Source organism: Cognatishimia sp. MH4019 (assembly GCF_020177595.1).
Taxonomy (GTDB): Bacteria; Pseudomonadota; Alphaproteobacteria; order Rhodobacterales; family Rhodobacteraceae; genus JAHTBL01.
The window spans coordinates 243,142-263,255 of sequence record NZ_JAHTBL010000003.1; the positions used below are offsets into that span (position 1 = coordinate 243,142).

Genomic DNA, 20,114 nt, shown 5'->3' on the forward strand with positions numbered 1-20,114 from the left:
TGACGATGGATCGACGCTTTCCCATAGGCGCAACACCCGAGTTCTTGCCGTTTTCTTAAAGCGATCCCGAGCCAATGATATTTTCAGACATGATCTTTCGTGCGCCTTTCTTGATCCTCGCTCTGGCGTTCTCCTCTCCGGCCTTGGCTTGTATCCCAACAGAGTGGGTTCGGCATGATGGCCCCGTGTTTCGAGACAGGCTGTTCCTGGGCCTCTACGAAGCGGCCAGTGACGGGCATGTCTTTGTCACGCAGGATAACCAGTTGGCGATGATCTATAGCGGTGACGATAGCGGCCAGATCTCGATCAAACTCGCCTTCGGTTCCGATTGGGACGAATGGGAGGAGTGGGGTGTTTTGCTGGGTCCATCCAAGCAATCAGATGCGGTCCCGTTTAAGGAAACAGCATTCTATCATCGCGTTTCTTCTACGGATCATCGGCTCTATTTTATCGGATATTCTGACGAAACGACCTACCAATCACGCCTCTACATGGCGCAAGCACCGGCGCTGACGGGACCGTGGAAGATCATGCCCGAACCGGTCATGGACAGAGGGCAGACCGCCGGAAGAGAGGTCTATCTGATCACATCCCCCTCGGTTGTAGAGCATCAAGGCCGCTTGATCATGGCGTGGCTTGGCTGGAATGGGTTCGAGGATGTCACGGCAGTCTGGAGTTTCAGCGCAACGTCCGATCTGAATGGTCTTGCTTGGGAAAACCTCAGGGAAACCGCGATCCCGATTGGCATGGAAGGACAGATCACGGCGCGGCCGGATGGCGGCTTTGTCGCGGTTGCCACTCAGGAAACAGATACGGGTCGCGAAGGTATATTTGCATTTTGTGCGGACAATCCCCTTGGCCCTTGGACCGCACTCCCGGGGCCTCTTTTGTCGCTGGCAGGAGACAAATGGGAGGTAGATGAAATCATCGCGCCCTCCATCACTTTCGATCCGCAAACCGACGAACCATATCTGTTTTATACTGCAGCAGAGCACACACGGGGCTGGCGTATGATGATGGCAAAACCTTCAAATTAAGCCCGACTTTTGGCATAGTGACCGCCTTGTGCCGCCTTCCAGGTGATGGAGCTTAAGGCAGCAGAGGTCTGGTTTGAGGCCATACCTATCCCAAAAAGGGAACTGATTTGAGCGTCGTTAGCTTGCCGTCCTTCAGTTGAACCACCTCTAAAGCGCCCAGTATTCCCTCAATCGGAAACTCTCCGACATGTGAAACGTCTACCCGTTCAATATCCGCGCGGGTTTCATAGGTTGCTACGGTCATATGGGGACGAAAGGGGTGCTCCGAGCTAAGTGCAGAGCGGTGGGAGCCATCGTATAATTGTTCATGCAAAGCTCGCGCTTTATCGCTTCCTGTCCTACAAAGCAGGAAGATTTTGTGTTTTTCCTCAAAGGGATCGAACTCAACTACGTATTTGTTGAACGAGACTTTGAACTCTTGAAATCGACTTGATGATTTGTCGACCAACTCAGCAATGGTTTCTAGATGTTGCTCTGGCACTCCGAACACCAATGTGATGTGCGCAGGAACAAGCTCTGCCCTTCGGCGCTCATGTTTCGCGCGAAATTTGGCTATTCGCCTGCCGCAAGAAGGCTCGAAAACCGGATATCCAAGGACATAAATCATTGCAGCAAGGTGAAGTGATTAACGCAAAAACACAACGGCAGCTCCATCCCGCAAAGCAGCCATCCGCAAAGCATCTTCCACCGCCCGCTCGTGAGACGCTCAGCCCTAAAATGAAAATGCAGGCTTCTGTTGCCAGGTGCCTGCGAACCCCGCCTAACCCTGCTAGGGGCTAGGGCTTAAGATTTCGATACCTCGAACTGCTTACGCAGCCAGAGCCATCGGAGCTTTGTTGTCGTTTGCAACTAGCTTAAGTGAACCGATAACGGTGGTATCTCACCGAGACAAAGCTAACCCCTTTAGACGTTCGTCGATCCTATTTCGGCCCCGCGATCCTCAAACGAAGGATTATGGTGGAGCCGCCGGGTACCGCCCCCGGGTCCGATCCGCTTATTACGAGCGCGTTTATGTCCATAGTCCCGAAGGACAAACCTGAATATAGGGGGAAGGCGCGGCGATTTAAAGGGAATTCGCCGCGTGCTTCGCAAGGTGTTTAAAAGACGTTAATGCCGACAAGTGTGATCCCGACCGCCGCTTCACACAGGAAAAAGCCCCATGTTTTACGGGTCGGGGCCTCGTCCGCGATGATCGAGGTCAGTCGCCCGATCGACGCAAACCCCCATGCGAAACCGATCATCGCATAGGCCACGGGTGAGCCCAGAAAGAGCGCGCCGACGCCCAGACCCACGAAGAGCGCGCCTGAGGCGGCGCGGATTTCCGACACACCCATTGTGGTCGCACCGCGCTGCAGGTCCACGACCTGCATTGTGTATTTCGGTGCGAGCCAGCCGAAGAGCCCCAGAACAATGCTAAAGAGCGCCAGCGAGATGTTGATAAGATCGACCATTATGTGCCTCTGATTGACAGTTTAACTGTATTACGTGGCTGACACCCAACTGGTTCACAAAAAAAGCCACCTCAGGTGAGATGGCTTTTTCTTTACATCTTTAGAAGGGCTTAGAAGCCTGCTTTGATCCGCTCGAACATCTCGCCCTGCTTTTCGCGCAGCGCATTGTCCATCGGCAATTGCGCCAAAACAGGTGCGCTGATCTCACCCAGACCGGCAGCCTCCAGCGCTTCTGCGCCGAAATTGGCCATCGATGCCGCGTTGGAGTGGCCATAGCCATCCGCCATCAGCGCCTCGGTCGAGGACGGATCAAGGAACGCGTTGATATAATCATACGCCTTGTCTTCCGAGCCTTCGCCATCCTTGAGGTTCACATAGCCGCACAGCCACAGCGACGAGCCTTCCGCGGCTTCGCGCTGAAAGCCCACCGGGAAGCCTTCATCGACCAGCGTGGGGTAGGTTTCGTTCCACGCCCAAGCGACCAGCACTTCGCCCGTGGCCATCAATTGCGCCAGCTCGCCCGGATCGGTCCAGTAGGTGCGCAGGTTGCCATGCACTTCGCGCAGCCACGCCGAGGCAGCTTCGAACTGCTCGTCTGTGGCTGTTGTCCAGTCCGTCGTGCCGGTTGCCAGATAGGCCAGCGCATAAGCGTCATCGACATTATCGGGCAGCGTCATGCGGCCTGCATAGGCGGGGTTCTTGAACACATTGAGCGAGGCCACGTCTTCGGCAGGCACTTCGTCCATGTTATAGGCAATCGCGGTGGAGCCGAAATCGACCGGGATGAAATACGTGTCCGAGGCTGCGGCAGAGATGTCCTCGCCCACCAGATTGGCATCGAGGTTCTCCAACTCGTCGATGCGGCTCAGATCCCAAGGCTCCAGAATGTCCGAGGCGACCCATTTGGTGACAGAGCCCGCACAGACATGGCTAACATCGGCCTTGAAGCCCGACCGGATCTTTTGCAGCGCTTCGTCCTCATCGCCGAAAAAGGCGAAGGTCGGGCTGGTGCCGTGCTTGTCGATATAGCTTTGGTGAAAGGCGGGCATCTCGAAGCCTGAATAGTCAAAGACCAGCAACTCGCTGTCTTCGGCAAAGGCTGCGGTGGACAGGGCGAGCGTGGCCACGCCCGTGAGAAGAAGATGTTTCATGTCATGTGCTCCCAAACAGAAATCGCGAAAACGCTATGCGCGGTAGGGGGAGGGTGCAAGCGGGTTCTTGTCAGTGTGCCGCTCCCCGGACCTGATCCGGGGCCTCATGCCGCCGGGGGCGCGGGTCAAGCTTGGGACGGGTGAGTCAGATCAATGCGCTCTGCTGATCTCACCCAGCCCGGATACAAGCCGAAGGCGCCGGGCATTGCCAGACCGCCCCACGGTCTGGCGATTTGGTTTCGCTGCGTGCTTCGCCCATACGAAAGATGTACTTGGCGGCCATAAAGCACTTTAGAAATGCCGTCAGATCGCCATCCCTCGGTCTGGCAACGCCCGACTAGCCCTTTACAGCCCGCGCCTCGAACACGCTGCGCGCCAATTCGACGGTATATTCCGCCAGTTCCACCAGCGCCGCATCCGCTGCCCCGCCATCCTGCGCCTCAATCGCATCGGCAATCCCACCATGCAGCGCGATGATCCGTTCGCGCGACCGGGCGGTGAAGGTAATCATGTTCATCAGCGGCTGCATCGCCTCAACAGCACCTGCCAGCTGATAAGACAGCACCGGGTTGCCCGCACCATCCACAAGCGCCCTGTGAAAAGCCACGTCGGAGGCGCAGAACGCCTCGTCCGTCAGGCCGGGTTGACCTTGGCGGTGGATCTCAACCCGCATGGTTGCCAGATGATCCGGCGTCCGCCGCGAGGCTGACAACGGCGCGCAGGCGCGTTCCAACGCGTAGCGCGCCTCGCAAGCGGTCTCAAACGACACCGCGTTCATTGACAGCAAAAGCGTCGAGGTCGTGATTTGCTGCGAATACGCATCCGCATAGCGCAAGCGGTTCACAAATGCCCCACCTGTCGCGCCGCGCTGGGTGCGGATCAGGCTTTGCGCCGCCAACCGCTTCAACGCTTCCCGCACGGTCGAGCGGGAGACGTCGAATTGCTCGGCCAATTCGGCCTCCGACGGCAATCGTTCGTCCACAGGCATCGCACCTGACACAATCGCATCGCGAATGGCGGCGGCGATCTGCGCAGAGAGGTCCTTGGAACTGGTCGGGTCAATTTTCATTTGTCAGACAATTAAAAGTCTGACATTTGAATTGCAACGATTTGTTCCGGTGGGTTTGGGAGGACCTGTCGATGCTGCATGCGCCCTTACGCACGATCCTCTGGCTCGGCTTCTTCATCGCCATCCTTCTGTCGTGGTGGATGATGTTCGCCATGGCCATCGACATGGATCTTGATCTGCTGGGCCGTCCCGGCGAGATGGGCGCACGCATGGCCGCGATGGACCCACGCATGCCGATGGACATGCCCATGGCGCGGTTCGGGCCTTTATTTGCGATGTGGGCGATCATGATGGCCGCGATGATGCTGCCGACGCTGATCCCGACCTTGCGCGCCTATGAAGACCTGATGGTCAGCGCCGATGGAACGCGAGCAGGATGGCTGGGCGTCCTGCTGGGCTACTTCATCGTCTGGGTCGGCTTTGCGGCGATTATCACGGCGGTGCAACTGGGCCTGCTCTTCGGCGGTGTCGTCGACATGCTGGGCATCGCGAAAAGCCCTTGGGTCGCGGGCGGTCTGCTGCTGATCGTGGGCCTTTTCCAGTTCACCCGCGCCAAGGAAATCTGCCACGGCGTCTGCCATTCCCCCATGACCTATTACCTTGGCCACTGGAAAACCGGCTTTGCCGGTGGGCTGCGCATGGGGCTGGGCCTTGGCGCGTTCTGCGTCGGCTGCTGTTGGGGCTTCATGGCGCTTGGCTTTGTGGGCGGTGTGATGAACCTGGCCTGGATGGGTCTGGCGACGCTCTTCATGGTGCTCGAAAAACTGCCACAGATCGGACATGTGGTCACAAAACCGATGGGCTTTGCGCTGTCACTCGCAGGTGTCGCAGTGATGGCGTGGCCCCTCGTGAACGGAGGATAATATGGCGAACACAAAAGCTGAGACCAGAACACCGGCGGATCGACTTCCGATCAGCCAACGGATCGACCAGCGGATGCCAAATCCCGGTCGGCGCAAGATGACCCCGACAAACTGGGCCATCAAGGGTGAGCTGTTTTTGAACTGCTCCTGCACCGTCTTTTGCCCTTGCGTGGTCAGCCTTGGCGCGCATCCCCCAACCGAAGGGCATTGCCATGCGTGGATGGCGATTGCCATTGATGAAGGCCACTTTGAGGGCGAAGACCTGTCGGGCCTGAATGTTGGCCTTCTGGTCGATATTCCTGGCCGGATGGGCGAGGGCAACTGGAAGGTTGCGGCCTATGTGGATGAGCGCTCCACCCCCAAAGCCTATGATGGCCTACTGAAGATTTTCAGCGGGGCCGCAGGCGGCACAACGGGTCTTTTCACCATGCTTGTGTCCGAGATTATCGGCGCCGAGCGTGAGAAGGTCGAGATCGTGCGCGAGGGCAAAAAACGCGGGCTTTATATCGGGCGCAAGATCGCGGGCGAGATCGAGATGATTGACGGCGCATCCCCTGATCACCCGGTCATGGTCAGCAATTCGAAATACTGGATGGGCCCTGACATTATCGCGGCCCAAGGCGTGAAATCCAAGGTCCGCGATTATGGCCGGATCTGGGATTTCGGCGGCAAATCCGCCGAAATTTGCCCGATTGACTGGAAAGGTCCCAAGCCATGATTGATCGGGAGTATTGCGTAACAATGGCGCGGTATAACCATTGGCAGAACCGCGAAGTCCTCAAGGCATTGGAAGGCCTCAGCCCTGATGAGTTGACACAGGAGCGCGGCGCGTTCTTCGGCTCGATCTTCAAGACGCTGAACCACCTTCTCTGGGGCGATCAGCTTTGGATGAGCCGCTTTGATGGCGGTGCCGGTCCGGGAATGGATGGCATGGCAGGTCTCGAGATGACACCAACGCTGGCCGTTTGGGGGGCCGAGAGATTTCGGACCGATGGACGTATCCGTCTCTGGGCAGAGAATCTGAAAAGCATCGATCTGTTGGGCGATCTGAGCTGGTATTCCGGGCTGTCCAAACAAGAGATGAGCAAGCCCAAGGCGCTTTGTGTGATGCAACTCTTCAACCACCAGACACATCATCGCGGGCAGGTCCACGCGATGATGACGCAGGCCGGGCTGAGCACCGCTGCAACCGATATTCCCTTCATGCCTGAGGACGACTGACATGGCCAATATCTCTCCGTCGCGCCGTTTGCGGCGGACTCCGTTTTCAGACGGTGTCGAAGCTGCGGGTGTCAAAAACTACACGATCTACAACCGCATGATGCTGCCCACGGTCTTTGAAAGCGTGGAGGCCGATTACCGCCACCTCAAGACCGCCGTGCAGGTCTGGGACGTGTCGGTCGAGCGTCAGATCGAGGTGAAAGGCCCCGATGCGGGCCGTCTGATGCAAATGCTCACCCCCCGCGATCTGCGCGGGATGCTGGCGGGGCAGTGCTATTATGTGCCCATCGTGGATGAGACGGGTGGCATGCTGAATGACCCAGTGGCCGTAAAGCTGGCCGAGGATCATTACTGGATCTCAATCGCCGACAGCGACTTGCTGTTGTGGGTCAAAGGCATCGCTTATGGCTATCGCCTCGACGTATTGGTGGACGAGCCCGACGTGTCGCCGCTGGCCGTGCAAGGCCCCAAGGCTGACGAATTGATGGCGCGCCTCTTCGGCGAGGATATCCGCAACGTCCGTTTCTTCCGCTTTGGATGGTTCGACTTTCAGGACACGCCCATGGTCATCGCGCGCTCTGGCTACTCCAAGCAAGGCGGGTTCGAGATTTACATGCCCGACACCGCCCTTGGCATGCCGCTTTGGAATGCGCTGATGGAGGCGGGCGAAGATCTGGACGTCCGCGCCGGCTGCCCCAACGGGATCGAGCGGATCGAGGGCGGCTTGCTGTCCTACGGCAACGATATGGACGACGATAATACGCCGCACGAATGCGGGCTCGGGCGGTTCTGCAACACGCAGACGGCCATCGGCTGTGTTGGGCGCGACGCGCTGTTGCGGGTGGCCAAGGAAGGGCCGGTCAAACAGGTGCGGCCCATCTCGATCCATGGGGATGCAGTGCCGCCCAGTGACCGGGCCTGGCCGATCTATGGCAATGGCAAGAAGGTGGGGGCCGTCACCTCGGCGGCGTGGTCGCCGGATTTTGAGACGAACGTGGCCATCGGCATGGTGCGCATGACCCATTGGGATCCGGGCACCAAGGTGGAAGTTGAAACGACAGACGGGATGCGCGACGCAACCGTTCTGGACCAATTCTGGATTTGAGGGAGAGACGCGATGACGTTCAATGCTTTGGTGGTGGAGAAGGACGACGAGGGCAAGACCAGCGCGTCGGTGCAGCAAATCGAAAGCAGTCAGCTTCCCGATGGCGATGTGAAGGTCGCTGTCGAATACTCGACCGTGAACTACAAGGACGGTCTGTGCATCGGTCCGGGTGGCGGGTTGGTGCGGAACTACCCTCACGTGCCGGGCATTGATTTTGCGGGCACCGTCGAGAGCTCTGACGATGATCGCTATAAGCCCGGCGACAAGGTCGTTCTGACCGGCTGGCGCGTGGGCGAGGCCCATTGGGGCGGATATGCGCAGATGGCCAGCGTCAAGGCGGACTGGCTTGTGCCGCTGCCCGACGGTCTGGACACACGTCAGGCGATGGCTGTTGGCACGGCTGGATTCACAGCCATGCTTGCGGTCATGGCGCTTGAGGATCACGGTCTGAAACCCGGCAATGGCCCTGTTCTGGTGACGGGCGCTGCGGGCGGTGTCGGATCGGTCGCGACGGCCATTCTGGCCAATCTGGGCTATGAGGTTGCCGGTGTGACCGGTCGGCCTGAAACGGCGGATTACCTCAAAAGCCTCGGGGCCACGCAAATCGTGCCGCGCGACGAGATCAACGAGACGACCAAGCGACCTTTGGAGGCCGAAACATGGGCAGGCTGCGTCGATGCGGTGGGCGGCGACATGCTCGCCCGCGTGTTGGGGCAGATGAAATACGGTGCCTCCGTTTCCGCTGTCGGTCTGGCGGGCGGCGCGGCGCTGCCTGCGACGGTCATCCCGTTCCTGCTGCGCGGTGTGAACCTGCTGGGCATCGACAGCGTCATGCAGCCCTATGATAATCGCCTGCGCGCGTGGGAGCGGATCGCAAAAGACCTGCCGATGGACAAGCTCGAAGCGATGGTGCAGCCCGCGACGCTGGCCGATCTGCCGGGGCTAGGCCGCGATATCCTCAAAGGTCAGGTCAAAGGCCGGGTCGTTGTCGACGTGAACGCATGATTATCCGGCGGCTGACCTCTGCGGACGAGGCGCAATGGCGCGCGCTTTGGACCGGATATCTCGAGTTCTACAACAGCACCGTGCCGGAGGAGGTCTACCAGACCACCTTCGCGCGGTTGATCAGCGGCGACCGGAACCAAGTTCAGGGCTTTGTCGCCGAAGATGACGGCACGCTCATTGGTCTGGTGCATTACTTCTATCATGCCCATGGCTGGAAGGTGGAACAGGTCTGCTATCTGCAAGATCTCTACGCTGATCCTGCCGCACGCGGGCAGGGCGTCGGGGCTGCATTGATCGAGGCGGTTTATGCGCAAGCGGACAAGGATGGCGCGCCCTCTGTCTACTGGATGACGCAAGAGTTCAACCACGCCGCGCGCAAGCTCTATGACCGGATCGGCACGCTCACGCCCTTCATCAAGTATCAGCGCCCCAGCTAGAAGCGTCGTTGCAACTCGCGCAAGGAATAGCTTTGCGCGATGGGGCCAGCATCCCCGCGAATGAACTGCGGGTCAGAGGTCACGCACCCGATGCCGCAAACCTGACGTGCACGTCTTGTGTCCGGATTGGTCAGCCAGACACGCCCGCCCGGCGTGGCGACAAAGCCGTAGACGTCATCTCCGATATCAGAAAGCAGATCGATGTCGCTCGGGACCTCGTTCTCGGCCTCGGTGTCGAAAGCGGCATGGGTGTGGTAAGAGGCCAGAACCTCAAACCCATGTTCGGTGATGTCGAGATCGCAGTAATCGCTGCCGCCCGGATTGGGCTGTGAGGCCACGAAAGCCGCCGTGGCATCGCGCCCGAAATAACCGCAATATTCGCGGTTTTCCGCGATCGAACGGGGTTGCAGGCCATCCAGAAACGCGACCGCCTGCGTGACATAGCTTTGCGGCAGCGGCGGGCGTGGGGCAACCGGCGCGCACCCGACCAGCGCGATCATAATCCCTGTGATGATCAACATCCGCATGTGAAGCTCCTTCAAAGACAATCCATCCGCCCTGAGCGAGCTTTTGACGCAGAGAGTGACCGGGCCTCAAACTTGTGACAACAGCCGTTTTTCGGTATGCCTTCGTCTACCGAGGATAGCCACCTGGTGCAAAAGTTTCGTTTGTGGAGGCGAAATGCTCCGACAAGTGTTGGACACGTCATTCGTCCGAGCACAGTTCCCATCGTTCACTGAGCCCTCGCTCAGAAGCCACGCGTTCTTCGAGAATGCGGGGGGGTCTTACATGTGCCGTCAAGTGATTTGGCGCTTCTCGCGATACTTCAAGGAACGCAATGTGCAGCCCTATGGCGCATTCCACGCCTCGATGATGGCGGGCGACGAGATGGACGAGGCGCGCGAGCGTCTTGCGCGAATGCTGGGCGTGACCGCCGACGAGCTGTCCTTCGGCCCCTCCACCACTCAGAACGTCTACGTGCTGGCGCAAGCCTTTGGCGAGTGGCTGAACCCCGGCGATGCGATTGTCGTGACCAATCAGGATCATGAGGCCAATACCGGCCCATGGCGCAAACTGGCCGCGCGGGGCATTGAGGTCCGGGAATGGGAAGTTGATCCCGAAACCGGCCTTCTGGAGCTCGACGCGCTTGAGCCGCTTCTGGAAGGGCGGGTGCGACTGGTCTGTTTCCCCCATTGCTCGAACGTGATCGGGGCGATCAACCCGGTGAAGGCGATCTGTCAGCGGGTGCATAAGGCCGGGGCCTTCGCCTGCGTGGACGGGGTCAGCTACGCGCCCCACGGGCTTCCCAATGTCGAGAAGCTGGAAGCGGATATCTATCTCTTTTCCGCCTACAAGACCTATGGCCCGCATCAGGGGCTGATGGTGATCCGCCGCGCGCTTGGGACGGCGCTGCCCAACCAGGCGCATCATTTCAACAGCGAGGCGCTTTACAAGCGGTTCACCCCCGCAGGCCCCGCCCATGCCGAAATCGCGGCGAGCGCGGGGATCGCGGATTATCTGGACACGCTCTACCGGCACCACTTCAAAACCGGGCGCGACGGGGCGGGGCGCGCGGAAAGCGTCGCGGCGGTCATACGCAAGCATGAGCAGGCGCTCATGTCGCCTTTGCTGGCCTATCTTGAGACCCGGCCTGAATGGCGCTTGTTGGGCCCCAGGAACGCGGCTGATCGCGTTCCGACCTTTGCGCTGAAACTTCCCGATGATCCGGCGCATGCCGTGCGCATCCTGTCCAAGCGCGGGATCATGGCGGGATCGGGTGATTTTTATGCAGTCCGCCCCTTGGAAGCGCTGGGTATTGCACCTGATCCGGGCGTGCTGCGCTTAAGTTTTGTGCATTACACCACCGCTCAAGAGGTTGAACGTCTGATCGACGCCCTAGATCACATCAAGTGACACGCGCGGGGGCTCGCCCCGCCATGAGCAGGATGATGGGTATGGGCAACGACACGGCTCCGGTATTGATGTGGTTTCGCCGCGACTTGCGGCTGGGGGATCACCCCGCGCTGGTGGCGGCCTGCGAAAGCGGACGCCCGGTGATTCCGGTCTTCATTCACGACGAAGTGGTCGAACGGCACGGCGCTGCGCCCAAATGGCGTTTGGGTCTGGGTGTGGCCAAGCTGGCCAAAGCGCTCCAGGAAAAAGGCAGCCGCCTTATCCTGCGACGCGGCAATGCGCTTCAGGTGCTGCGCGATCTGATCTCTGAAACCGGGGCGGGCGCGGTTTATTGGTCCCGTCTTTACGATCCCGAAGCCAAAGAGCGCGACACCGATATCAAGTCTGTCCTGAAAGATGACGGTATCGACGCGCAGTCTTTCGCGGGTCATTTGCTGTTTGAGCCCTGGACCGTGGAGACGAAGACAGGCGGCTTCTATAAGGTCTACACGCCGATGTGGCGCATGGTGAAAGATCGCGATGTGCCGTCTGATATCTCTGCACCGGGCCGCATCCCCGCCCCGGAAAGCTGGCCGAAATCGGACGCGCTTGACGATTGGCAGATGGGCGCCGCGATGCAGCGGGGGGCCGAAATTGTCTTGCCCCATACCAACGTGGGCGAGGCCGCAGCCTCTTCACGTTTGGGCAACTTCATCTCCAATTGGGTGGCTGATTATAACACCAACCGCGATCTGCCCGCCGTCAAAGGCACCTCCGGTCTCAGCGAGAACCTGACCTATGGCGAGATCAGCCCGCGCCGGTGCTGGCACGCCGGGATGCGCGCCCTCCACGAAGGCAAAGATGACGCAGAGGTGTTCCTGAAAGAGCTGGTCTGGCGCGAGTTTGCCTATCATCTGGTGCACCACACGCCGCGGATCGTGTCGGATAACTGGAAAGAGGATTGGGACGCCTTCCCGTGGAATGAGGACGAGCGCAAAGCCGAGGTGAAGGCTTGGAAGCAAGGCCGCACAGGCATCGAATTTGTCGACGCCGCCATGCGCGAGATGTATGTGACAGGCACGATGCACAATCGCGGGCGGATGATCGTCGCCTCGTATCTGACCAAGCATCTGCTGTGTCATTGGAAAATCGGCCTGAACTGGTTCGAGGACTGTCTGATCGACTGGGACCCGGCCAGCAACGCGATGGGCTGGCAATGGTCTGCAGGCTCCGGCCCGGACGCGACACCCTATTTCCGGGTATTCAATCCGGTCACCCAGCTCGATAAATTCGATAAGAACCGCGACTATATCGGCGCGTGGATTGCCGAGGGGCGCTCGAACCCGTCAAAGACCGCCTTGTCTTACTTCGACGCCATCCCACAGCATTGGGGCATGGCGTCATCCGACAGCTACCCGTCGCCCATCGTGCCCCCCGACGAAGGCCGCAAACGCGCGCTTGAGGCCTATGAGAACCGCGATTTCTGACGCAAGATCAACTTGATGGCGCTTGTTCGCCCATGATTGCGCATGTAACCAAAGATGACACTGCAAGAGGCCCATTCGTGACAATTCTGACAACGACAAAAGGGCAGGACAACCTGCCGCGCTATTTCACTCAAGTGTTCGAGATGGCTCAGGACATGAACAATGGCCGTCTTGACGTAATCTTGTCCGATGGCCGCCACTTCCGCGCCGATGGCAAGAACCCGGGTTTTGTTGCCGAGGTGCGTATCCACAACGACGACCTGTTCGCCCGCATGATCCGTGAAGGCGATCTTGGCCTGTGCGACGCCTATCTTGACGGTTGGTGGAGCACGCCTGACCTGCAAGCCTTCATGGATCTGGTGCATGCCGATAATGAAGACATGTATGACGGTTTTCCGGGCCAACGCTTTGTGCGCGCCTATGAACAATTGCGCTTTTGGCTTCAATCCAACTCCAAAAAGCAGGCGCGCAAGAACATCAGCCACCACTATGATCTGGGCAATGAATTTTATGCCCTCTGGCTGGACGACACGATGACCTATTCATCGGCCCTGTTCGAGACTGGACAGGAAAGCACGGAAGCCGCCCAGATCAAGAAATACGCCAGCATGGTCGATCAGATGGGGGCCAAGGAAGGCGATCATGTGCTTGAGATCGGCTGTGGCTGGGGTGGGTTCGCCGAATACGCCGCCAAAGAGCGTGGATTACGCGTCACCGGGCTGACCATCAGCCAGGAACAGCATGACTACGCGGTCGCACGGATCGAAAAAGCCGGGCTGTCGGACCGGGTCGAGATCAAATTGCAGGACTACCGTGACGAAAAAGGCACCTATGATGGCATCGCCTCTATCGAGATGTTCGAGGCCGTGGGCGAGAAGTATTGGCCGGTTTATTTCGATAGTGTGAAAACCTGTCTGAAACCGGGGGCCAATGCCACGCTCCAGATCATTACGGTCGAGGATCGCCGCTGGGACGTCTACAAGCGCGGCGTTGATTTCATTCAGAAATATATCTTTCCGGGGGGTATGCTGCCCAGCCCGACAGCCTTGCGAAACGCCGTCGAGACCTCTGGTTTGACGGTCTCGCATTCCATCGAATTTGGTCCCAGCTATGACCTGACGCTGCGCCGCTGGTATCAGGACTTCAACGATAAATGGGATCAGGTTGCGGCGCTCGGATTTGATGATCGGTTCCGCCGGATGTGGAATTTTTACCTGACCTCTTGTGCGTCCACCTTTCAAAGCGGAAACTGCGACGTGACGCAAATAACAGTGACGCGCCCTGCCTGAGCAGGGTCAGGAAAGCCCATGCCTACATTCGCCCGCCTTGTGGCCGCCGTTCTCTTTGCAGCGCTTGCGTGGTGGGTCTCGCAATTGATCGTGCCGCTGATGCCGAACGAGCGACCCATGGGCTATTTCGCAATTATCAACGCCGCAGTTGGTCTGGTCATGGGATGGCGCATTCAGGGTGCGCGCGCAGGCAATGGTTATAACGCAGCGATCGGGATCAGCCTGACGACAGTGGCGGCCGTTGTGTTCTGGGGCTTGCTGCTGAACTCAACCATCGTGATGGTCGAACTGTCCTTGCGCAAAAGCTATGATGGCGCGGTCGAGGCGGTGGTCGGCGTGGTCGATCTGATGGCAACCCATGGCAAGATCATGCTGGATCCGACGGTCATCGGCACGCTGCTGGTGGGCGGTCTGGCCATCGGCATGGTGACCGAATGGGCCAGCCGGCGCGCCTATTAAGACGCGCTTGGCGATGGGCACACCGCTCTTTTTCTTCGGAACGCTCTGCCATTTGCCTCTGCTAGAGCAGGTGTTGGGTCGTTCCGTTTCGGTCGAAGTCGCCCATGCACAAGGCATGTCGGCCTATTGGGTCGCCGGACAATCCTTTCCAACCTTGCAGGACGGCGGCGCTGCAGACGGGTTATTGCTGCGCGATGCGATCGCCGCCGACATCGCGCGGCTCGATTTTTATGAAGGCGGCTTTGGCTATCGTCTGGTCGATATCACGGTCGAGACGGCGAAAGGGCCGGTCGCAGCACAGGTCTATCGCAGCGATCAGACGTTCGAGATTGGCGCGCCCTGGTCACTGCAAGACTGGATTGCCACATATGGCGAACTCACTCTGCAAGCGGCGCGTGAAGTGATGGAAGGCTTTGGCCATATCAGCCCTGAAACCGTCGCGCAGCGCTTTGGCATGATCCGCGCACGGGCCGGGGCGGTTGTGAATGCCCGGCGTCAGCCATCTGAGGCCAGTGCGTCGGGGCTGACAGCCGCCGACGTTGAGGTGAGCGAGACCCGGTGGCCCTATACCCATTACTTTTCCCTGCAAGAGATGACACTGCGCCATCGTCGTTACGACGGCGCGATGAGCGCGCAGGTGGAGCGCGCGGTGTTTGTCGCCACCGATGTGGCCATCGTGCTGCCTTACGATCCGGTGCGCGACCGGGTGCTGCTGGTCGAGCAGTTCCGCATGGGGCCGTTTGCGCGCGGGGATGCACATCCTTGGTCGCTGGAACCTATTGCGGGCCGGATCGACACGGTTGAAACAGCCGAAGAAACAGCACGCCGCGAAGCGAGAGAGGAGGCGGGGCTGGAACTGGGCGCGCTCCATCTGATTGCCTCATGCTACCCCAGCCCAGGTGCCACAACCGAGCATTTTACCAGTTTTCTTGGGATCGCGGACTTGCCGGATGACGTGACCGGCATCGGCGGACTGGCAAGCGAGCAGGAGGATATCCGCTCCACATTGGTCTCTTTTGATAGCTTGATGAAAATGGCGCGCGCAGACGCAGTGTCGAACGCGCCACTGGTGATGGCCGCGTGGTGGCTGGCCGCGCATCGCGCAGCGCTACGCGTCTGATACATGCGCATGACTGCGCGCTTGAGGTCGCGACACGGCCCCGCTACATCTTAGAACACAGACGCGAAAAGGGCAGGGCGCATGACACTTCACAAAGATCTGGCTTCGGCCATCGGCAACACGCCACTGATCCGGCTCAACGCGGTCAGCGAAGCGACGGGCTGTGACATCTATGGCAAGGCCGAATTCATGAACCCCGGCCAATCGGTCAAGGATCGCGCGGCTCTCTTCATCATTCGCGACGCCATCGCCAGCGGCGCATTGAAGCCGGGCGGCACGATTGTTGAAGGCACGGCGGGTAATACCGGCATCGGGTTGGCGCTGGTCGGGGCCTCTATGGGGTTCAAATCGGTGATCGTCATCCCCGAGACGCAGAGCCAGGAAAAGAAGGATATGCTGACGCTTGCAGGCGCAGAACTGGTTCAAGTGCCCGCTGCGCCCTATAAAAATCCGAATAATTACGTCCGATACTCCCAGCGTTTGGCGGAAAAGCTAGCACAAACCGAACCTAATGGCGCGATCTGGGCCAATCAGTTCGATAACACTGCCAACCGTCAGGCGCATATCGAAACCACGGCTCCTGAGATCTGGGAGCAGACCGGCGGCGAGGTCGACGGCTTCATTTGTGCCGCAGGCTCGGGCGGCACGGTCGCGGGCGTTGGTGCGGTGCTCCAGCCAAAAGGCGTGAAGGTCGGTTTGGCCGATCCGGACGGGGCGGCGCTGCACTCGTTCTACACCGAAGGCGTGCTTAAATCCGAAGGCAGCTCAATCAGCGAAGGCATCGGGCAGGGTCGTATCACCAAGAACCTCGAAGGGTTCACACCGGATATGTCGTTCAACATTTCTGACGCCGAGGCGCTGCCGATCATCTTTGATCTGCTGCGTGACGAAGGGTTGGTGATGGGTGGCTCCACCGGAGTGAATATCGCGGGGGCTGTGCGCATGGCCAAAGAGATGGGGCCGGGCCACATGATCGTGACGATCCTGTGCGACTATGGCACGCGCTATCAATCCAAGCTCTATAACCCTGAGTTCTTGCGCTCCAAAGACCTGCCGGTGCCGGACTGGATGACAGCCGAGCCCGCGTCAATCCCCACCGTGTTCGAGGACGTATGACTGCGTTGCGTCTGTGTCTGGCGATTGTGTTTATCGCGCTGGCGCCCTTGGCGTGGGCGCAATCGCTGACGGCCGAGCAGTATCGCGCGTGGTCGGACACGGCTGAGCGCGCAGAAGAGGCGATTGCCGCCGGGCGCGCCTCCAACGCGGCGTTGGAACAGTTGCGCACGGATCTTGTCGGATGGCGCGAAGATTTCGACGAGGGTCAGAACGTCAACGCAGCACAAATCCGAACGGTGCAGTCGCGCTTGTCGGCGCTGGGGCCTCCTCCGCCGGATGGCGAAACGGAACCCGACGAGGTTGCCGAGCGCCGCGCCGAACTCACCGAGCAGCTCAGCGCGCTGCGTGCGCCGCGCGTGCAGGCCGAAGACGCATTCAGCCGAGCCGACAGTCTCATCTTCGAGATCGACCGCGTCATTCGTGAAAGGCAGACCGATGCGCTGATGGAGTTGGGGCCATCACCGCTCAATCCTGCGCTTTGGGGCACTGCGTTGACATCGCTTGGGACCAGCCTGCGCGATGTGGGCGAAGAGGTCGTGGCAACCTATGGCACCTCGGTGCAGCGCCGGGAATTTCGCGAGAACCTGCCAACGATCCTGCTTTATCTGGTGCTGGCGATGCTTGCGCTCTTTCGGGGATGGCATTGGCTGGACCGGCTGCAGCAATGGCTGGACCGGCGCAAATCCCCCGCGCGGCAACGAGTGACGCATTACGCAATTTCGCTGGGGCAAGCGGTGATCCCTTTCCTCGGGCTCGTTCTTCTGGTCGAGGCGTTTTTTGACAGCGGCCTCGTCGGTCTGCGCGGCAATGTCATCCTTGATATCGTTCCCGTGGCAGGGGCCGTCTATCTGGCTGCCCGCTGGTTGGGGCGTTTGACTTTCCCGCGCCGCGTCGAAGTCGAAGGCCTTCTGGATGTTCCTGTCGAGATGCGCCGCGCCGGTCGTTTCTATGTGCAACTGGCAGGCGGTATTTTCTTTGTGCAGGCGCTTCTGGTCAGCCTTGCCGAGTTCGAAAACTGGAGCGATGCCACCCGCAGCATCGTCGCGTTTCCATTCCTTCTGGCGCTTGGTTTCGCACTTACCCGGCTGGGCCGCTTCATTCGGATTGCAAGCACGCGGGACGCCAGTGCCGGATCGGATGACCCGCAACCATATCGCAATCGCGTGCTTGGCTTGCTGGGCCGCGCCATCATTTTGGTCGGGATTGTAGGCCCCGTGCTGGGTGCCATTGGTTACACGCAAGCCGCGCGTTTCCTGGTGTACCCGTCGCTTCTGTCGCTTGGCTTGCTGGTGCTGATCGTTGTCGTGCAGGACATGATCAGCCAGCTCTATGCAATCGTCACCCGGCGTCGCGAAGTGCCCAGCGATTCTCTGACACCGGTCCTGATCGGGCTGTGCGTCACCATTGCGGCCCTGCCGCTTCTGGCGCTGATCTGGGGCGCACGGGTCGCCGATCTGACCGAGCTTTGGACGCAGTTTCAGAACGGCATCCGCATCGGAGAGACGCGCATCTCCCCCAGTAATTTCCTGGCCTTTGCGCTGATCTTCAGCGCTGGCTACGCAGCCACCCGACTGATCCAGGGCACGTTGCGGAACTCGGTTCTGCCCAAGACAAGACTGGATCTGGGCGGGCAGAACGCGGTTGTCTCGGGCCTGGGCTATGTGGGTATTTTCCTTGCAGCCCTCATCGCAATCACGGCTACGGGCATTGATCTGTCCTCGCTTGCGATCGTTGCAGGTGCGCTATCGGTGGGCATTGGTTTTGGCCTGCAAAACATCGTCTCCAACTTCGTCTCCGGTATCATTTTGCTGATCGAGCGCCCGATCTCTGAAGGCGACTGGATCGAGGTGGGCGGCCAGATGGGCATTGTGCGCGATATCTCTGTGCGCTCCACCCGGATCGAGACGTTTGACCGCACGGATGTGATTGTTCCGAATGCCGATCTGGTCTCGGGGATGGTGACAAACTGGACCCATGGCAACTCTGTTGGCCGGGTGATCGTACCGGTGGGCGTGGCCTATGGCACGGATACCAAATGGATCGACAGCATCCTGATGGAGATCGCCAAAGCGCATCCGATGGTCTTGGCCAATCCCGCACCTGCGGTGATCTTTCAGGGGTTCGGGGCAGATAGCCTCGACTTTGAAATCCGGGCGATCCTGCGGGATGTGAACTGGGTTCTCAGCGTGAAATCCGATTTGAACCATGCCATCGCCAAACGTTTCGCCGAAGAAGGGATCGAAATTCCCTTCGCGCAGCGTGATCTGTGGCTGCGTAATCCCGAAACGCTGAAAGGAGGCACCTCTGATGACTGATCTGCTCTTTCGCACAGAGCCTTATCTGCGCGATGCCCCCGGTGTGGTGACAGGGCTGACCGATGAAGGCGGTATCGTGCTGGATCAGACGATTTTCTATCCCACGGGCGGTGGGCAACCCGGCGATAATGGTCGTCTCGTGTGGGAGGGCGGCACGCTGGAAATCGCCACAGCCGTCAAAGGCGAAGACGGCGCGGTTGTTCTGGTCCCCGCCGAACCCGCGCCGATGCCCACGGTGGGCGCTGAGGTCACGCAGCATCTCGACTGGGACCGCCGGCACCGTCACATGCGCGTGCACACGGCGCTGCATTTGCTCTCGGTCGTGATCCCTTTGCCTGTAACGGGCGGGGCGATCGGGGTCGAAAAGGGGCGTCTGGATTTCATGATGCCCGAGCCGCCCGAGGATCGCGACGCGCTGGAGGCAGAGCTGAACGCCCTTATCGCGCGGGACTTGCGTGTCACCGAAGGCTGGATCACCGATGCCGAGCTTCAGGCGAACCCCGAACTGGTCAAGACCATGTCTGTGATGCCCCCCATGGGCAGCGGCAAGGTGCGGCTGATCGGGATTGGCGAAGGGGCCGATCAGGTCGATCTACAGCCATGTGGCGGCACCCACGTCGCCTCCACCGCCGAGATAGGCACCGTCCGGTTGGGCAAGATCGAGAACAAAGGCAAGCAGAACCGCCGGGTCAATCTGCATCTGGTCGCCGCGTGAGCTTCCGGCTTGCCATCACGCTGAACGGTTTGCTTTTTGCGGGGCTTTTCCTCGTCTTGTGCTTTGTGCCGACCGTTTATCTGACCGGCTATGGCATCACGACCGAAGACAGCGCGCAGTTCATCACACGCCGCGCGTCACCGATGTTTCTGGGGCTGACCTATATGATGTGGGCGATCCGCGATCTGGCGCCGTCGCCTGCGCGCAGCGCTGTCACAGATGGCACGGCGATCCTGCTCTTGGGGATCGCCGCGACGGGGCTTTACTCACTTGCGACCGGGGCCGTGGGGCCGAAAATTCTGGTCGGCGTGGCCGTGGAAATCCCTTTCGCCATCGCTCTTTTCTCGGTCCGTAACAAAGCCCCCTAGTTTCCGCTTGCGC

The 20,114-nt window shown here is 59.7% G+C and carries 21 protein-coding genes and 1 other RNA gene; 16 read left to right on the forward strand and 6 right to left on the reverse strand.

What is annotated here, in order from left to right:
- Positions 1 to 89 precede the first annotated feature (89 nt).
- Positions 90 to 1,037 carry a hypothetical protein gene (locus KUW67_RS07295; protein WP_224824638.1) on the forward strand — a complete coding sequence of 316 codons (948 nt, stop codon included), beginning with the start codon at positions 90 to 92 and terminating at the stop codon, positions 1,035 to 1,037.
- An 85-nt stretch (positions 1,038 to 1,122) separates the two neighbouring features.
- Here KUW67_RS07295 and KUW67_RS07300 read toward each other — a convergent pair whose 3' ends face one another.
- The 5 genes from KUW67_RS07300 to KUW67_RS07320 all read right to left on the reverse strand — a co-directional run bounded on the left by KUW67_RS07300 (position 1,123) and on the right by KUW67_RS07320 (position 4,708).
- Complete coding sequence (locus tag KUW67_RS07300) at positions 1,123 to 1,644, reverse strand: 2'-5' RNA ligase family protein (RefSeq protein WP_224824639.1); 522 nt, start codon at positions 1,642 to 1,644, stop codon at positions 1,123 to 1,125.
- A 115-nt stretch (positions 1,645 to 1,759) separates the two neighbouring features.
- Positions 1,760 to 2,109: a transfer-messenger RNA gene (ssrA, locus tag KUW67_RS07305) on the reverse strand.
- A 25-nt stretch (positions 2,110 to 2,134) separates the two neighbouring features.
- Positions 2,135 to 2,488: a DUF4345 family protein gene (locus KUW67_RS07310; RefSeq protein WP_224824640.1), complete on the reverse strand. Its 354-nt coding sequence runs from the start codon at positions 2,486 to 2,488 to the stop codon at positions 2,135 to 2,137.
- Positions 2,489 to 2,598: 110 nt separating this feature from the next.
- Positions 2,599 to 3,639, reverse strand: coding sequence for an ABC transporter substrate-binding protein (locus KUW67_RS07315; protein ID WP_224824641.1), 1,041 nt, complete (start codon positions 3,637 to 3,639; stop codon positions 2,599 to 2,601).
- Positions 3,640 to 3,976: 337 nt separating this feature from the next.
- Positions 3,977 to 4,708: a FadR/GntR family transcriptional regulator gene (locus KUW67_RS07320; protein WP_224824642.1), complete on the reverse strand. Its 732-nt coding sequence runs from the start codon at positions 4,706 to 4,708 to the stop codon at positions 3,977 to 3,979.
- Between the two features lie 71 nt (positions 4,709 to 4,779).
- Between KUW67_RS07320 and KUW67_RS07325 the strand changes: the two genes are divergently transcribed.
- From KUW67_RS07325 to KUW67_RS07350, 6 genes are read left to right on the forward strand one after another with little or no spacing between them, the layout of a single operon-like run.
- Positions 4,780 to 5,571: a DUF2182 domain-containing protein gene (locus tag KUW67_RS07325; protein WP_224824643.1), complete on the forward strand. Its 792-nt coding sequence runs from the start codon at positions 4,780 to 4,782 to the stop codon at positions 5,569 to 5,571.
- Position 5,572: 1 nt separating this feature from the next.
- On the forward strand, positions 5,573 to 6,289 hold the full coding sequence (locus KUW67_RS07330; RefSeq protein ID WP_224824644.1) for a DUF1326 domain-containing protein: 717 nt from the start codon (positions 5,573 to 5,575) through the stop codon (positions 6,287 to 6,289).
- Entirely contained in the window at positions 6,286 to 6,792 is a 507-nt protein-coding gene (locus tag KUW67_RS07335) for a DinB family protein (protein ID WP_224824645.1), read from the forward strand. Before KUW67_RS07330 ends, KUW67_RS07335 begins: the two co-directional genes overlap by 4 nt.
- 1 nt (position 6,793) lies before the next feature.
- Positions 6,794 to 7,897: a dimethylsulfoniopropionate demethylase gene (locus KUW67_RS07340; protein WP_224824646.1), complete on the forward strand. Its 1,104-nt coding sequence runs from the start codon at positions 6,794 to 6,796 to the stop codon at positions 7,895 to 7,897.
- 12 nt (positions 7,898 to 7,909) lie between these two features.
- On the forward strand, positions 7,910 to 8,902 hold the full coding sequence (acuI, locus tag KUW67_RS07345) for an acryloyl-CoA reductase (protein ID WP_224824647.1): 993 nt from the start codon (positions 7,910 to 7,912) through the stop codon (positions 8,900 to 8,902).
- Complete coding sequence (locus KUW67_RS07350) at positions 8,899 to 9,339, forward strand: GNAT family N-acetyltransferase (RefSeq protein WP_224824648.1); 441 nt, start codon at positions 8,899 to 8,901, stop codon at positions 9,337 to 9,339. The genes acuI and KUW67_RS07350 overlap by 4 nt, the downstream gene beginning before the upstream one ends.
- Here the strand turns inward: KUW67_RS07350 and KUW67_RS07355 are convergent.
- The gene (locus KUW67_RS07355) at positions 9,336 to 9,866 is read right to left on the reverse strand and encodes a DUF4329 domain-containing protein (protein ID WP_224824649.1); all 531 of its coding nucleotides are present in this window, start codon (positions 9,864 to 9,866) and stop codon (positions 9,336 to 9,338) included. The two genes, KUW67_RS07350 and KUW67_RS07355, sit on opposite strands and share 4 nt — an antisense overlap.
- 154 nt (positions 9,867 to 10,020) lie before the next feature.
- On the opposite strand from KUW67_RS07355, the gene KUW67_RS07360 reads away from it, so the two are divergent.
- From KUW67_RS07360 to KUW67_RS07400, 9 genes are all read left to right on the forward strand, one after another.
- Complete coding sequence (locus KUW67_RS07360) at positions 10,021 to 11,253, forward strand: aminotransferase class V-fold PLP-dependent enzyme (protein WP_224824650.1); 1,233 nt, start codon at positions 10,021 to 10,023, stop codon at positions 11,251 to 11,253.
- Positions 11,254 to 11,294: 41 nt separating this feature from the next.
- Positions 11,295 to 12,719: a deoxyribodipyrimidine photo-lyase gene (locus KUW67_RS07365; RefSeq protein WP_224824651.1), complete on the forward strand. Its 1,425-nt coding sequence runs from the start codon at positions 11,295 to 11,297 to the stop codon at positions 12,717 to 12,719.
- Positions 12,720 to 12,796: 77 nt separating this feature from the next.
- Positions 12,797 to 14,008, forward strand: coding sequence for a cyclopropane-fatty-acyl-phospholipid synthase family protein (locus tag KUW67_RS07370; RefSeq protein WP_224824652.1), 1,212 nt, complete (start codon positions 12,797 to 12,799; stop codon positions 14,006 to 14,008).
- Between the two features lie 18 nt (positions 14,009 to 14,026).
- The gene (locus tag KUW67_RS07375; RefSeq protein ID WP_224824653.1) at positions 14,027 to 14,467 is read left to right on the forward strand and encodes a TrgA family protein; all 441 of its coding nucleotides are present in this window, start codon (positions 14,027 to 14,029) and stop codon (positions 14,465 to 14,467) included.
- 13 nt (positions 14,468 to 14,480) lie between these two features.
- Entirely contained in the window at positions 14,481 to 15,587 is a 1,107-nt protein-coding gene (locus KUW67_RS07380; protein WP_224824654.1) for an NUDIX domain-containing protein, read from the forward strand.
- Between the two features lie 81 nt (positions 15,588 to 15,668).
- A complete protein-coding gene (locus KUW67_RS07385; protein WP_224824655.1) occupies positions 15,669 to 16,703 on the forward strand; it encodes a cysteine synthase A in 1,035 nt (344 codons plus the stop codon).
- Positions 16,700 to 19,018 carry a DUF3772 domain-containing protein gene (locus KUW67_RS07390; RefSeq protein ID WP_224824656.1) on the forward strand — a complete coding sequence of 773 codons (2,319 nt, stop codon included), beginning with the start codon at positions 16,700 to 16,702 and terminating at the stop codon, positions 19,016 to 19,018. The genes KUW67_RS07385 and KUW67_RS07390 overlap by 4 nt, the downstream gene beginning before the upstream one ends.
- On the forward strand, positions 19,011 to 19,733 hold the full coding sequence (locus tag KUW67_RS07395) for an alanyl-tRNA editing protein (RefSeq protein WP_224824657.1): 723 nt from the start codon (positions 19,011 to 19,013) through the stop codon (positions 19,731 to 19,733). Before KUW67_RS07390 ends, KUW67_RS07395 begins: the two co-directional genes overlap by 8 nt.
- Positions 19,730 to 20,101, forward strand: coding sequence for a hypothetical protein (locus KUW67_RS07400; protein WP_224824658.1), 372 nt, complete (start codon positions 19,730 to 19,732; stop codon positions 20,099 to 20,101). The genes KUW67_RS07395 and KUW67_RS07400 overlap by 4 nt, the downstream gene beginning before the upstream one ends.
- Positions 20,102 to 20,114: the final 13 nt, after the last annotated feature.

Bases quoted from the DNA above. Each gene is read 5' to 3' on its own strand.
- KUW67_RS07295 (WP_224824638.1), top strand. From the start codon at position 90: ATGATCTTTCGTGCGCCTTTCTTGATCCTCGCTCTGGCGTTCTCCTCT.
- KUW67_RS07300 (WP_224824639.1), bottom strand. From the start codon at position 1,644: ATGATTTATGTCCTTGGATATCCGGTTTTCGAGCCTTCTTGCGGCAGG.
- KUW67_RS07310 (WP_224824640.1), bottom strand. From the start codon at position 2,488: ATGGTCGATCTTATCAACATCTCGCTGGCGCTCTTTAGCATTGTTCTG.
- KUW67_RS07315 (WP_224824641.1), bottom strand. From the start codon at position 3,639: ATGAAACATCTTCTTCTCACGGGCGTGGCCACGCTCGCCCTGTCCACC.
- KUW67_RS07320 (WP_224824642.1), bottom strand. From the start codon at position 4,708: ATGAAAATTGACCCGACCAGTTCCAAGGACCTCTCTGCGCAGATCGCC.
- KUW67_RS07325 (WP_224824643.1), top strand. From the start codon at position 4,780: ATGCTGCATGCGCCCTTACGCACGATCCTCTGGCTCGGCTTCTTCATC.
- KUW67_RS07330 (WP_224824644.1), top strand. From the start codon at position 5,573: ATGGCGAACACAAAAGCTGAGACCAGAACACCGGCGGATCGACTTCCG.
- KUW67_RS07335 (WP_224824645.1), top strand. From the start codon at position 6,286: ATGATTGATCGGGAGTATTGCGTAACAATGGCGCGGTATAACCATTGG.
- KUW67_RS07340 (WP_224824646.1), top strand. From the start codon at position 6,794: ATGGCCAATATCTCTCCGTCGCGCCGTTTGCGGCGGACTCCGTTTTCA.
- acuI (WP_224824647.1), top strand. From the start codon at position 7,910: ATGACGTTCAATGCTTTGGTGGTGGAGAAGGACGACGAGGGCAAGACC.
- KUW67_RS07350 (WP_224824648.1), top strand. From the start codon at position 8,899: ATGATTATCCGGCGGCTGACCTCTGCGGACGAGGCGCAATGGCGCGCG.
- KUW67_RS07355 (WP_224824649.1), bottom strand. From the start codon at position 9,866: ATGCGGATGTTGATCATCACAGGGATTATGATCGCGCTGGTCGGGTGC.
- KUW67_RS07360 (WP_224824650.1), top strand. From the start codon at position 10,021: ATGCTCCGACAAGTGTTGGACACGTCATTCGTCCGAGCACAGTTCCCA.
- KUW67_RS07365 (WP_224824651.1), top strand. From the start codon at position 11,295: ATGGGCAACGACACGGCTCCGGTATTGATGTGGTTTCGCCGCGACTTG.
- KUW67_RS07375 (WP_224824653.1), top strand. From the start codon at position 14,027: ATGCCTACATTCGCCCGCCTTGTGGCCGCCGTTCTCTTTGCAGCGCTT.
- KUW67_RS07380 (WP_224824654.1), top strand. From the start codon at position 14,481: ATGGGCACACCGCTCTTTTTCTTCGGAACGCTCTGCCATTTGCCTCTG.
- KUW67_RS07385 (WP_224824655.1), top strand. From the start codon at position 15,669: ATGACACTTCACAAAGATCTGGCTTCGGCCATCGGCAACACGCCACTG.
- KUW67_RS07390 (WP_224824656.1), top strand. From the start codon at position 16,700: ATGACTGCGTTGCGTCTGTGTCTGGCGATTGTGTTTATCGCGCTGGCG.
- KUW67_RS07395 (WP_224824657.1), top strand. From the start codon at position 19,011: ATGACTGATCTGCTCTTTCGCACAGAGCCTTATCTGCGCGATGCCCCC.